Origin of the sequence: Peribacillus sp. YIM B13472, assembly GCF_042788005.1 — a bacterium.
Taxonomy (GTDB): domain Bacteria; phylum Bacillota; class Bacilli; order Bacillales; family DSM-1321; genus Peribacillus; species Peribacillus simplex_E.
The window spans coordinates 1-14067 of record NZ_JBHZPG010000017.1 but is presented as its reverse complement, the minus strand read 5'-3'; the positions used below and the strand labels follow the sequence as shown (position 1 = coordinate 14067).

The 14067-nt window shown below is 38.9% G+C and carries 10 protein-coding genes and 2 pseudogenes; 9 read left to right on the top strand and 3 right to left on the bottom strand.

All coding sequences use genetic code 11. From position 1 onward, the window contains the following. The first annotated feature begins 68 nt into the window (after nt 1-68). The 5 genes from ACFX4I_RS14375 (at nt 69) to ACFX4I_RS14355 (ending at nt 4504) form a co-directional block, all read left to right on the top strand. Entirely contained in the window at nt 69-161 is a 93-nt protein-coding gene (locus ACFX4I_RS14375; RefSeq protein ID WP_355482816.1) for a putative holin-like toxin, read from the top strand. Between the two features lie 240 nt (nt 162-401). Further along, nucleotides 402-974, top strand: a complete 573-nt coding sequence (locus ACFX4I_RS14370; RefSeq protein WP_098370904.1) for a TetR/AcrR family transcriptional regulator — start codon at nt 402-404, stop codon at nt 972-974. 61 nt (nt 975-1035) lie between these two features. After that, a complete protein-coding gene (locus ACFX4I_RS14365; RefSeq protein WP_230302316.1) occupies nt 1036-2463 on the top strand; it encodes an MDR family MFS transporter in 1428 nt (475 codons plus the stop codon). Between the two features lie 244 nt (nt 2464-2707). Next, nucleotides 2708-3766, top strand: coding sequence for an alkene reductase (locus ACFX4I_RS14360; RefSeq protein ID WP_377421394.1), 1059 nt, complete (start codon nt 2708-2710; stop codon nt 3764-3766). A gap of 216 nt (nt 3767-3982) precedes the next feature. Further along, entirely contained in the window at nt 3983-4504 is a 522-nt protein-coding gene (locus ACFX4I_RS14355; protein ID WP_377421392.1) for a P-loop NTPase family protein, read from the top strand. Between the two features lie 185 nt (nt 4505-4689). Here ACFX4I_RS14355 and ACFX4I_RS14350 read toward each other — a convergent pair whose 3' ends face one another. From ACFX4I_RS14350 to ACFX4I_RS14340, 3 genes are all read right to left on the bottom strand, one after another. Further along, complete coding sequence (locus tag ACFX4I_RS14350) at nt 4690-6096, bottom strand: M20 family metallopeptidase (protein ID WP_377421390.1); 1407 nt, start codon at nt 6094-6096, stop codon at nt 4690-4692. A gap of 36 nt (nt 6097-6132) precedes the next feature. Next, nucleotides 6133-7392, bottom strand: a complete 1260-nt coding sequence (locus ACFX4I_RS14345; protein WP_377421388.1) for an amidohydrolase — start codon at nt 7390-7392, stop codon at nt 6133-6135. Between the two features lie 119 nt (nt 7393-7511). Beyond that, the gene (locus ACFX4I_RS14340) at nt 7512-9056 is read right to left on the bottom strand and encodes an AbgT family transporter (RefSeq protein ID WP_377421386.1); all 1545 of its coding nucleotides are present in this window, start codon (nt 9054-9056) and stop codon (nt 7512-7514) included. A gap of 473 nt (nt 9057-9529) precedes the next feature. Between ACFX4I_RS14340 and ACFX4I_RS14335 the strand changes: the two genes are divergently transcribed. From ACFX4I_RS14335 to ACFX4I_RS14320, 4 genes and pseudogenes are all read left to right on the top strand, one after another. Continuing rightward, on the top strand, nt 9530-10834 hold the full coding sequence (locus ACFX4I_RS14335) for a helix-turn-helix domain-containing protein (protein ID WP_377421384.1): 1305 nt from the start codon (nt 9530-9532) through the stop codon (nt 10832-10834). Between the two features lie 208 nt (nt 10835-11042). Next, a pseudogene (locus ACFX4I_RS14330) lies at nt 11043-11162 on the top strand (YjcZ family sporulation protein); the annotation flags it as partial. A 466-nt stretch (nt 11163-11628) separates the two neighbouring features. Beyond that, a pseudogene (locus tag ACFX4I_RS14325) lies at nt 11629-12309 on the top strand (LbetaH domain-containing protein). 357 nt (nt 12310-12666) lie between these two features. Beyond that, nucleotides 12667-13965, top strand: a complete 1299-nt coding sequence (locus tag ACFX4I_RS14320; RefSeq protein WP_377421382.1) for a hypothetical protein — start codon at nt 12667-12669, stop codon at nt 13963-13965. The last annotated feature ends 102 nt before the right edge of the window (nt 13966-14067 follow it).

Sequence of the window (14067 nt, the reverse complement as noted above, 5' to 3'; positions counted from 1 at the left end):
CTTCATCTTTTTCTTGTATAGGACAATCTCTGATCAGGAAAAGCTGGATGTAAGGAGGCGATGTATGAATGGGTACTTTCGAAGTTATTTCCCTGATGCTAAGCTTTGGCATGTTTGTAATTGCTATTCTTGATTTCAAAAATCATGACAACAATCCTTGAAGATATTGGGGCAGGCCGATGTGTTTGATTAATAATGGAAGCGTTTAAAAAATACCGGGTTGTTTATAGAAGGTATTGAATTTTTAAACTTGCAGAGAACACCATTATGAGGTGTTCTTTTTGTTTTCAATGAGTTCAATAGCATATTCCATTCATAAGCTGTCATTTTTGACAAAACAATGATATACAAGTATAGTCTCTAATAGACCGGTTGATATAATTTTAAGGAGTGATCCAGCTATGGCAGAAAAACGAAACTCGAAAGACATTCTTATTGAAGCTGCTTCCCGACTTTTTCGGATACGTGGATATTACGGTGTAGGGCTCAAGGACATTATTGAGGAAAGTGGTATCCCAAAAGGTTCCCTGTATCATTATTTTCCGAAAGGCAAAGAAGAATTGGCGATCGAGGCGATTATTCATACAAAAGAATTCGTGATAGATGAAATTAAACGGGGATTTGATGAAATTGAAGACCCTATCAAAGCCATTCAGTCTCATATTTTTCATTTATCCGAGGTATTTGGTGATAGTGAAAATCTATTAGGACTGCCAATCGGGACGATTGCAGCGGAAACATATACGACGAGTGAGCAGATAAGAACGGCCTGTCAAGAAGCGATAGAAGATTGGCAATCCATATATGTGAAGAAATTACTCGAGGCGGAATTCAGTGAGAAACGGGCAAAAGAATTGAGTATCGTAATTAATGCTTTAATTGAAGGCGGTATCCTTTTATCCTTAACGGCGAAAAACGGGGAACCCCTCCAAGCCATTGCGGAACAGATACCATTATTGCTGATAAATAAATAAGTCATGCGGAAAAATTATCTTAAGCTTAGGTCGAACAGTTAGTAATTGGAGGAATTATTTTATGTCTGCAGATGCAACACAGCAACAAAACCCAGTCATTAGAACGACCCCTATATTAATTGCATTTTTAATTGCAGGGTTCATTGGGTTATTCAGCGAGACGGCATTAAACATGGCGCTGGGGGATCTAATACAAGAATTCAATGTCAGTCCTTCCACCGTGCAATGGCTGACAACGGGTTATCTATTAACATTGGGGATATTGGTTCCAGTTTCGGGACTCTTGATTCAGTGGTTCAATACTCGTCAATTATTCATTGCCTCAATGGTGTTCTCCATCATTGGGACGCTCATTGCAGCAATTGCACCTGGGTTCGGCATCTTGATGCTAGCTCGTGTCATCCAGGCAATCGGAACGGGTCTTTTATTACCTCTCATGTTCAATACCATCTTATTGATTTTCCCTATTCATAAAAGGGGAGCGACAATGGGATTGATGGGGCTGGTGATCATGTTTGCCCCAGCCATCGGACCGACAGTTTCAGGTTTGATTATCGAAAACCTAAAGTGGAATTTCATTTTCTGGGTGTCTTTGCCGTTCTTTGTGATCGCTTTACTATTCGGTCTCAAATATATGCAAAACGTTTCAACAATCACCAAACCTAAAATCGATGTACCATCCATTGTTTTATCGACCATTGGTTTTGGGGGTATTGTTTATGGCTTTAGTATTGTCGGAGAGCAAGGATGGAGCAATGCGATAGTTCTATCTTCGATCATTGTTGGACTTGTAGCGTTATTCCTGTTTGCTGTAAGGCAATTCAACATGGATAAACCAATGATTGATTTGCGCGTTTTTAAATATCCTATGTTCACGTTAGGGTTAATAACCGTCTTCATCACCTTCATGATCATCATGTCATCCATGATTCTCTTACCGTTATACCTGCAAACCGGTCTTGCATTAGCTGCGTTTTCTGCTGGGCTTGTACTATTACCGGGTGGAGTGCTTAATGGTATCATGTCTCCGGTTACGGGGCGCATTTTTGATAAGTTCGGGCCAAGAGGGTTAGTGATCCCAGGCTTCATTATCATGATTGTCATGTTATGGACTTTGACGAACGTAACGACTGAAACGACGATCATTATGGTAATCGTCATGCATACCCTCCTTATGATAGGTGTTTCGATGGTCATGATGCCGGCCCAGACAAATGGTCTGAATCAACTGCCGAAAAATCTTTATCCGGATGGAACGGCTCTAATGAATACATTGCAACAAGTATCGGGGGCCATCGGTACAACCGTTGCCATTACAATCATGTCAGCATCCCAAAAAAATTATATGGCAAATGCAGAAGATCCGTTCGATCCATCTGCCATCAGCGGTTCATTGACTGCAGGTGTTCAAGATGCCTTTATTTTCGGTCTTGTCCTTGCAATCATTGGTTTGATCGTCTCGTTTTTTATCAGGACAGCACGAGACTAATAAGATATTAATGAAAAAGATAAATTAGCCAGCAGGGAAAAGGTTTTCTCTGTCTGGCTTTTTGTTTGGAAAAAAACAATAACACCGTGAATAAAACGTTTTTATTGGTCTTTATTACCATATTTTATCAAAAGCTATAAAAATCAGAGTGAATTATTTGAAAATCAACCACTTATCGGATAATCTTACACAGTAATAGTTACTAAATTTAGCCCAGGTAAAGCGGTTAACAGGAGGAATTCAAATGAATACAATAAAAACCAAAATGTTTGAACCTGTAACAATAGGTGCATGGAACTTAAAAACAAGAACGGCAATGGCTCCTATGACACGATCGTTTGCCGATAACGAAACTGGTGTTGTAAATGACCTGACCGTAGAATATTACCGAAAACGGGCTCAAGATGGAATCGGACTTATCATTACTGAAGGTGTAGTGATTTCACCAAGAGCAAAGGGCAATCCTGGGGTTCCCGGAATATATACTCAAGAGCAAATCAACGGGTGGAAAAAAGTAACGGAAGCAGTGCATGCAGAAGGCGGAACGATTATTGCGCAAATCTGGCATGTGGGCCGTGCAAGCCACCATGAAATTGCAGGAGGACTTCCTCCGCAGGCTCCGTCGCCTATCGCTGCAGAAGGTAAGGTTTCACGATTCGGTAAACCTTTTGACATTCCTGAAGAAATGACAGAGACGGATATTGCAGAAGTTGTGAACCAATATAAACAAGCTGCAAAGAATGCAATGGGTGCTGGCTTTGACGGCGTTGAAATTCATGGTGCACACGGCTACTTAATAGACCAGTTCAATTCTGATACCTCCAATAAAAGGACCGATCGTTACGGTGGTGATTTAAAACAGCGTCTGACTTTTATGAAGGAAGTGCTAAAAGCAGTTATTGATGCGGTTGGAGTGGAACGCACCCTTATTCGTTTCTCGGCTTTGAAAATTGACCAGCCGTCTTACATGTGGGAAGACCCTGAAAAAGCGATCCAAACATTTATTGAAGCGTTCAATGAAACAGGAGTCAAAATGATTCACCCATCCACGATGGAATTTACCAAACCGATTGCAAGAGGATTGACGATGCATGAATTGGTACGCAGCCACTGGGATGGGATCATAATTGGTGTAGGGGGGCTTGATCCTGAAACCGCAGAAGCCGCACTGGAAAAAGGCATTATTGACGTTGCGGCGATTGGACGTCCGCTTATAGCCAACCCGGATTATCTGGCACGAATTAAGCAAGATGAAAAACTTGTTGATTACGAGGCAAAGAAACATTTAGGGCAACTGATTTAATAGGGATATAATATAAGTCAGGCTTGTTCATTGACAGGACACCGCAGTAACCATACTTCCTTCTCTATAACTGATGCGATTCTTCATTCAAGAAGGGTCGCCTTTTCTATGGAACTAAAAGGGAAGTGCAGAGGAAGAAGGACGTTAAAAAGGTTATATATATTTGGTAGACTTACTGGTTATTTCAATTAATAAAGTGAGGAAGCTGGTATATAAATGGAACGTATCATGGTTATCGGAGTGTCCGCGGGTGTCGGAAAATCCACTTTTGCAAGAAGACTTGGAGATAATTTGGATATCGAAGTACATCATTTGGATACTTTCTATTGGAGGCCTGGCTGGGTGGAAGCTCCTTTAGAGGATTTTATTTCTGCTCAGAAGGAAGTATTGAGTCATGACAAGTGGATAATGGAAGGCAACTATAGTAATTCTTTTAATTTACGTTCGGAGCTTGCCGATACGATTATTTATTTAGAACTTCCTCTCCGTGTTTGCCTTTACCGTGTTATAAAACGTTGGTTATCTTATCTAGGTAAAACAAGACCTGATATGGGCAAAGACTGCAATGAAAAATTAGATTGGCAGTTTGTTAAATTTATCATGACCACCTACTTTCCTCGCAAGAAAGAAATGAAAATGAGATTTGCAGATCTTCAAAAGAGTGACCCAAAAAAGCTAATAGTTATATTAAAAAGCAAGCACGAAATTGAAGGATATCTGTTGAATATGAAGGGATAAGCTTCTTACCATTAATTTTTATGACACTTAGAGATTTCCAAAACCAAGACTTTCCTGCTCTTAACATGGAGTTAATATAAAGCCCAAATGAAAAAGGGATCTTCCAATCGAAGATCCCTTTTTATGCCAGGAACTAAATGGCCGTATATGCAAGGGTCGATTACGGCAACCCACTATCTAGTCCATCATCTTTTAACTAAAGGCTTTACATCTTGCGGAATAGGGGAGATATAGCTTTTCCCTTGTAATCGTTCTTTTAGCTCTGTTTTTGCCTTTTCGATTAAATCTGGATTTTGAAGCACTTCTATTGCAGTTGCCGCAATAACCTTGCCAGCATGAAGCATTCCCTTATGGGCAATAGATGTTGATCCTAGTGTAACCCACTGCCAGCTATGCAAAGGTGACCCAAGAACAAAACAAGCTGTTGTGCATTGGGCAGTAGGAACAATCCAACTAACATCTCCCACATCCGATGAACCTGTTAATGGCGCTTGGAAGCCCTCAATGGGTTCTAACCAATTTGCCAATGCATCATCTTGATTATCCTTAAAAGGATTGAGTGTACTGTTCCTTTCTTGTTCGGTTAAGGTGGCGCGGACTTCTTTGGCAAGCTGTTTTTCCTTATCATCGTGTTGTGGAATACCTAATTCTTGAAAATTCTTGTACATGACGGATTCTAGCACATTGTTTTGGATAACATTGGAGCAGGCTTTATCGAAAATGATTTCTAATTCAGTTCCTGTCATAAGGGCAGCTCCTTTAGCAATATTACAAACTCTCAAGTAAATATCTTGAACTTGTGAAACTTCTGGAGCTCGTAATAAATAAAGAACTTCTGCATCTTGTTGGACAACATTAGGCGATAATCCACCTGAATTCGTTATTGCATAATGGACTCTTGCTTCTTGAATAATATGCTCTCTTAAATAGTTCACGCCAACATTCATAAGTTCTACGGCATCTAAAGCACTCCGTCCCAAATGTGGTGATGCTGCTGCATGAGAGCTTTTGCCTTTAAACTTATAATACACTTGGAAATTGGAAAGCGAATCCATCGACATAACGCCGTTAACATCCAGTGGGTGCCAACAAAATGCAAAATCAACGTCATCGAACAAACCTTCTCTGACCATGAAGGTTTTGCCTGATCCGCCTTCTTCTCCTGGACATCCATAATAACGGACTGTCCCATTTATATGATTCTCTTCCATATAATCCTTCACTGCAACAGCTGCAGCTAAAGATCCCGTACCAAGTAAATTGTGACCACATCCATGGCCATTTTCACCTTGTACTATTGGCTCTTGTTTAGCTGTAGCTTTTTTTTGACTCATACCTGACAGCGCATCAAATTCTCCCATGATTGCCACAATAGGTTTACCGGTGCCAAAGCTACCGATAAATGCCGTTTCTATGTTTCCAACACCTTTTTCAACAGAAAATCCTTCGTTTTCTAACGTGCTGCACAGCAATTCAGCAGATTGATATTCTTCAAAGCGTGTTTCTGCAAAATTCCATATACAGTCACTGACTTCAATGAATTTTTCTTTTTTTTGTTCAATGATTTCCGATAATCTATTTACATGTGTCATTTTACACTCTTTCCTTCCTATATATATTCTGAAGAATTATTTTAATAGGCGTCTTGCAATTAGATTCAAAAGTTCTGCACTCCTTGGTAAAACTTCTTCTTGAATATCAAATTTAGGGTGGTGATGTGGTGCAGGAATATCAGTCCCAATAATCATATATGTCCCTTTACCGCCATTATCCTGTACTCTTCGAATCATAAAACTTGCATCTTCGCTACCAGCAGAACCGGATTCCCTGCATGCTTTGATTGTTGAAAAACCATCTACATTCCTGGCTTCTTCCATGGCCAGTTCGACAAGTTCTTGATCACAACGAATCGTAATTGCTTGACCTATAATTTCAATTTCATGTTCAAGCTCATGCATACCTGCACTATGAGCCACGATATTTCGAACACGTTGCTCCACTTCAGCATTTGTTTCTTCGGATACAGAACGGGTCTCAATGACCATTTTTGCATGCGCTGGAATAATATTAGCGGCTGTTCCTCCGTTAAGAATACCTACATTTATGCGAGTAGAACCTGAACTGAATCTTGGAATGGCATGTATATTTAACAATGCGGTGGCTGCTCCTAACAATGCATTTTTCCCTTTTTCCGGAGAAGCCCCTGCATGAGAAGATACCCCATGAAAATGGGCAGCCATTTTCGTACTTGCTAAAAAGCCGGAAGAACCACCATGAAATTCTCCTAGGGGGACATCTGTGCCAAGGTGCAGACAATATAAATAATCCACATCATCCAAAATCCCTTTTTGTACAATTGAATAGGCACCGCGTACTCCTTCTTCAGCTGGTTGAAAAATAAGCTTTACCGTTCCTGCAAAATTCCCATCCGCTAATTTTTCAGCAAGTCCTAAGCCAATTGCTGTATGGCCATCGTGTGCACAGGCATGCATATTCCCTTCATATTTGGAACGAAAACCGTTTATTTGCGGGTAGTGGTCAGAATCAGTACTTTCCGTAACAGGCAATGCATCCATATCAAAGCGGAAAGCTACGGTTGGGCCATCAGTTTTTCCTTTTAATACACCAATGACGGCAGTATATCCACCCTCCATTTCTTGGAGGATTTTTGGATTGGCGCCATCTTGTAATGCTCTATTAAATGTTTCCTCTAATACTTCTATAGGGGGGACTCCACGGCGAGAATCACCATCTAAAGCATCTTTTCCAAATATCACGTTATATTTCAGAGAAGTTAGTGCTTCTACTACCTTTGAAGCAGTTCGAAATTCCGTAAATCCAACTTCCGGATGTTGATGAAGATCACGTCTTAAAGAAACAATATCCAATTCGTTTCACTCCTAATTTATTTGATGATAATTCATATAATACGATTTGGTGTCTGGACCAAGCAGCCCAGCCCCCCAAGTCGGGTAAGGGGCATGCGAGGCGCTTGAGATTTTTCAAATTACGGTAATTTCGGATATATTCCGGGACCAATTGGGAGGCCAAGGAAATACCAAACAACTACCAATAGAGTCCAAATGATGAAGATGATAATCGGATAAGGCAATATAAGAGAATAATAGGTTCCTAGTTTTGCATCTTTTCGATACTCTTGTAAGAAACTTAAGAATAGTGGGACAAATGGAGATACAGGTGCCAATGGCAGTACAGATGAATCTGCTACCCTGAACAACATTTGGGCGAAGGCAGGATGATAGCCTAATACCATGAACATTGGGACAAAAACGGGTGCCAATATAGACCATATTGCAGATCCGCTGGCAATGAACATGGAAAGAAGTCCAGATAAGAACATTAGCCCAATTAGGACAGGTGCACCTTCTATGTTTAGCTGTTCCAAGAGATCTGTGATGGATAAAGCCAAAAATTTACCCATATTACTCCAGTTAAAGCAAGCGACAAACTGGGAAAGCGGAAAAACCATAATAATAAATCCGGCCATTCCTTTAATTGGGTCCACTAATAATTCCGGAATGTCATTTTGTTTCTTGATTGCTCCCACCTTAACTCCATAAGTAATAGAAACTGTAAAAAAGAAGAGTAAGATGATTGCGACAATTCCAGACATGAATGGAGAGGGGAGAATGGCTCCAGTTTCTGGATTTCGTAATAGAGCTCCTTCCGGAACGACTAGAACGGCCATAACAGCTATAAAAATCAATGCTGAAATACCTGTAGCCAGGAGTGCTTTGTTTTGTAGCTTCGTTAATTGCTCCAATTTTTTATGCTGACCGCCACCTTCATACTTTCCTAAGCGCGGCTCGACAAATTTATCTGTAATCAAGGATATAACTACCGTGAGTACGAGAACGGAAGTCGCCATAAAGAACCAGTTATCCGTAACATTTACGGTCAAATTTGCATTCATGCCTTTCGCTACTTCCGAACTAATTCCTGAAAGCAAGACATCTGTTGTGACGATTAATAAGTTGGCAGTGAAACCTGAACCAACCCCAGCGATGGCAGCGAGCAACCCAGCAACAGGGTGCCGTCCCACAGCAAGGAAAATTAAAGCACCAAGGGGAGGCATAATAACAAGCGCAGCATCAGAAGAAACATGACTAAAAAAGGCAACAAATACAACTAAATAACTAGCGTATTTCCCTGAGACTTTTAACGACATTTTCCGAATCAAAACTTCTAACAATCCAACTTTTTCTGCTAATCCTACTCCTAGCATAAGAGCTAAAATAGATCCAAGTGGTAAAAAGCCGGAAAAGTTTTTAATCATATTCGGCAAAATCCATTGGATGCCTTCACGGCTTAAGAGGTTTTGAACTTCCACTTTCTCTCCACTTATCGGGTCCGATGCTGAAACATGGAATACTGATAAGAGAGCGGTTACAACAAATAAAAAGGCAATCATATAAATAAATAAGATAAAGGGGTGGGGGATTTTGTTTCCTATTCGCTCAACTCGATTGAAAAAACCACCCGTTTTATGATTTTGCAGATTAGTTGTATCTTTCATTACTTTTTGTTCCATTACATTCTCCTCCTAAACCTTCTTCCATTTGTAGTTTGTGCGTTTTGTACCATTCCATTTATACACTTTTTCTCTAAACATGCCTTAAACTCAAATTACCGTCTTTCATCCTTTGTGAACTTCATTAATTCCTTCGAATATACTGATTTTTATTTAACGAACATTTAACGCTATTTTCGTTAAATGTATTATATAATTAAGAATAATCTATTTCAATAAAATTTTCAGAAAAAAGGGAAAATATTTTCTGGTAATTGTTGTGAAATAAACAATGGGATTCAAAACCATTGAATGAATAAGCCCTGTCACTCTTGAACTCACGATAGATATGAAACCATATTAAGTAGCACCGTTTATTTATGTCAAACGGTGCTTCACATGCTTTTATAATTTGAGCTCATTTTTTATTCCCTGTTAAGGTTGGTTATTTTGATATAATAAAACTAATAGTATGATGTAGGGGTGAAATAAACTTGTATAAAATTGGGGTCGTAGGTCCACTTTCATCTATAAAGAAAATTCGGGATGTTACTAATGAATTTGAACATGAAATAGATTTTATTGATTTTCCATATGAAGATGCACGTGAGGTAACGGACATTATAAAAAATCACCAAAGTACAGTAAATGGTTGGTTTTTCTCTGGACCAGTTCCTTATAGAATAGCAAAAGGAATGTTGGATTCAGAGGCCAATTTTACATATTGTCCTCCTGTAGGATCTAGTTTATATAGATGTTTATTACAAATGTCTGCAGATCAAAAACATTTTTTCGATAAGTTATCCATCGATATGATTCGATTGGAAGACTTTTTTTTGCATGAGTCGCTGCAAGAGCTAGGGATTTCCACCGAACATATTTATGTAAAAACATTTGATGAACAATATGATTATCAAGAAATTGTTCAATTTCATCTTCAGTTGTGGAGGGAAGGGGAGATACATGCTGTCCTAACCGTTTTACAATCTGTATATGAGGCCTTGAAGAAAGAAAATGTTGCTGTCTACAAAATAAATATGACAAAGATGGAAATTCGGCAAGCGGTCAAGATTTTGATTGAAAAAGCAAAAAGCACCTATTTTAAAGATAGTCAGATAGGTGTTGAGATTATTGAAATTGATCAGTTTGATCAATTTGTGGACGAGGTTAATATTCGATATCATCTTCAGCATTTGGAGCTGAAAATTAAGCAAACATTGCTTTCACTTTGCGAAAAATTAGATGGATCCCTCATAGAAAATGGAAACGGCCGCTATCAAATATTTAGTTCACGCAAGGCAATTGAACGGGAAATTGGTAGCTTGCAAAGTACTGTACAATTACTGGCCCTTGATATGGATGTCTCAGTTGCAGTGGGTATTGGTTTTGGTGAGACGGCTGCATCAGCAGAAATCAATGCCCGTAAGGCGATCCGTCATTCGAAGAAGCAAGACAGTTCCGGTATTGTTGTTATCCAAGAAGATGGTGTAATGATTGAATCCGTAGGTAAAGAAGAACAATTGGCATATACCTTCCGTTCTAATGATAAAGAACTGCTAGATAAATTGAATCAGGCTAACATTAGTGTAAAAACGTATAAAAAGATAGAAGCATTGGTTGATCGTATGGGCTGGGACGGCTTCACTTCCTCAGACTTAGCTTCTCATTTATCCATGACCGTTCGAAATGCCCAGAGAATTATGAGTAGTTTGAGTGAAAGCGGTTTAGTGGAGTACAAAGGAGAAGAACTTCAATCGCCTCGGGGAAGACCACGTAAAATTTATATGTTAAAGAAGTAACACCTCGACGTTCTTGGTATACACGTAAATGAAATTCGAGTCCCGATGATAGTTTTGTGCATGAGGCTCCTAAAAAATGCTGTAAACTGCTAATTTCAGTCATAAGGGTGGTCAATAAAAAGTTTCCGGTGAGGTTAGCCAATATCCTAATTAGAACATAAAGTAAATTGAACCATTAAATTTATTCCTCCTTAGAACAAATAAGGAGATGTTTCTCTTGTCAAATTGTGGTTGTGATAACGGTGTTGGTGGATTTGGTGGAGGTTTCGCTTTTATAGTCGTTTTGTTTATACTCTTAATCATTGTTGGAACTGCTTGTTTCGGTGGCGGTCATGGCACCGTCCAAGGATATGGCGGTTTCTGTTAATAATAGTATATAAAGCGCACCCGTTGAAACGGACATAGTAAAAAAGTCGAGGCAGTTTTTAGGAGATGATCTCTGATTTGAACAGGGGTCATTTTTTTAATTCCATTGATATCTGTATGGTAGCATGATCTCATAAATTTCTTGATTTCACGTTTTAGATCTCCCCGGGTGGCTAAGAAACTTCGTGATCTTCCACGGTTGATTCACAAACTGCACTAGGGTAGGTGCATAACAGGACTTATGGGTATTCTCCTTAGTTTCTAACATGAGAAATATCCATTTCTAGGGGGGGAACTGAAAAATTCCATCCTCTGAGGTCCAGTTCTGCTTCATGGAAAGGAATAGATACCTGAATGATTGCCCATTCTTCACCCAATCTTCCTGCATAAAATACTTAAACCCAATAGATTGTGAAGGAGGTGATTACTTGAGCGAAAAAAAAGGAACAAACGCCTCTTCTAATAACCATTCTCACTGTTTTGAACCATTTATAAGTCCCAATCCCATTACTTCATTTAATCCTGTCCAACGCTTTCCTAAAATTGATAAAACAGCATTTGTAAGTCAGTTTTCCAGTGTCATAGGTGATGTTACCATTAGTAACAATGTCTATGTAGCTCCTAATGTAAGTATACGTGCGGATGAAGGAACTCCTTTTTATATAGGTTCCAATTCAAATATACAGGATGGAGTAATTTTACATGGTTTATTAAATAACAGGATTTTAGTTGAAAAAAAAGGGTATTCAATATTCATTGGTAATTAAGTGACCATTGCTCATGGTGCCCTTGTCCATGGTCCTTGTTATATTGCAGACAAAGTATTTGTTGGTTTTAATTCCATTGTTTATACCGCAATTGTAGGAAGAGGCGCATTTATTTCTTATAATACAGTAGTAACAAATGGCGTTCGGATACCACCTGATAGTTTTGTACCACCTGGAGCTAATATTGATTCGCAGGAAAAAGCGGATGCACTTTCACGAGTGCCAAAGGATAGTAAGGAATTTGCACATGAAGTTCAACGAGTCAATCAGGAATTCCCCGCATCTTATCACCTGTTATTTGGGGAAAATCGTTGTTCCAGCGGATTTGCCTATGACCAGTGAAGTGTATGCTGGATCGTGTCCTGTTCGTAGAGGAATCTTTATAGAAATGCGAAGCTGTCTTTGAGGCAGCTTTTTTATTGTAATGGGCGGGGAAGTATAATAATTCCTAAAAGGAGATGTTCACGAATAAAAGTGTTGCATGATAAAATGATTCAAAAGAGAAAAGCTTGGCGTGGGTATGAATACAACTATTTCTTTTTGCTGCCGATATGATCAAGAGTAACAAGACAACTGCAAATTGAGCAATAGTTAGACAGCGGAAGAATTAGGATTACGATATCATGACTTAGATTAAACTAGGATATTCTACAAAGAACAATGAATCTATTACAGATTATAAAGGAAGTCGATTACTGGATGTATAAAATCGGACTGGTCGGTCTAAAAACTTCTATAGAACAAATTTTAATCTTGGCAGAAGAATATAAACATGAGTTGGAATTCATCTCTTTGCCCTATGTAAAGACAGAAGAGGTAGAGAATATTGTAAAGGAATATGATTCTAACGTACATGCATGGCTTTTTTCTGGACCACTTCCCTATGAAATTGCCAAAAGGACACTAGGTACAGATAAAATAATGGTCCATGTTCCAGCCACGGAATCAGGTTTTTATAAATCCTTTTTAGAGATGATCTACGAACAAGGGAAAATCATTGAGCATCTAAGTATTGATACTATGTCCTCAAATAATATTAGCGAAGAAGCTTTGTCACAGTTGAATATAAAAACCAAAAAGATTTATACGAAAGTGTTTGAGACAGATGTTGATACGGATGAATTGGTACATTTTCACTTGAATTTATGGAATACGGGGAAGACAGAAGGAGCTTTTTCTTGTTTTCCGTCCGTGTGTGACGCTTTAAGGGAATATGGCATTCCAGCCTATCGTATGTCGATGAGTAAGATGGAAGTGCGGCAAACGCTTCGAATTCTTTCTGAAAAAGTAAAGACATCCTACTTTAAAGATACACAAATCGGAGTTGAAATCATTGAAGTCGAATATTTTAACAAAGTGGCAGAGGATATGAAAACTCCATATCATTTACAGTACTTGGAGCTTCGCCTAAAAGAAATGTTGATTCAGCTTGGAGAAAAAATAAATGGTTCCTTTTCAGAGAAAGGGAATGGAAGGTACATGATTTTTAGTTCTCGCGGCGCAATTGAACGAGAAATCATTACGCTCGAAGATACCATTCAAAAATTGGCCTTTGAAGCAGATACACCCGTTACCGTTGGAATTGGCTTCGGCGAGACTGCCTATTCAGCGGAAATCAATGCTTTTCGTGCTATTCAACATTCGAAAGAGATGAAAAAGCGTGAAATTGTGATTATTCAAGATGATGGAAAAATTATCGAATCACCAGGCAAAAAGAAAGAACTGCAATATGATACCCGTTCCCACAATAAACCCCTTATAGAAAAGTTGAAAAATGGAAATATCAGTGTTAAAACGTATAAGAAAATATCGGCTCTCGTTCAAAGAATGGGCTGGAGTGATTTTACTACAAAGGATTTAGCGACACATCTTGAGATGACAGAGCGCAATGTACGGCGAATTGTTGCAGATATGTGCGAAGTTGATTTGGCACAATGTATTGGGGAAGAGGCTAACGCCACTCGTGGAAGGCCGAGTAAAATTTATCAATTATTATAAATTATAGGCACCCATAATTTGGGTGCTTCAGTTTGTAGACAAAAGGGGTTCGGAATTAAAAAATTCTGAAACCCTTTTGAAATTCCCTTTGAATTTTCGCCT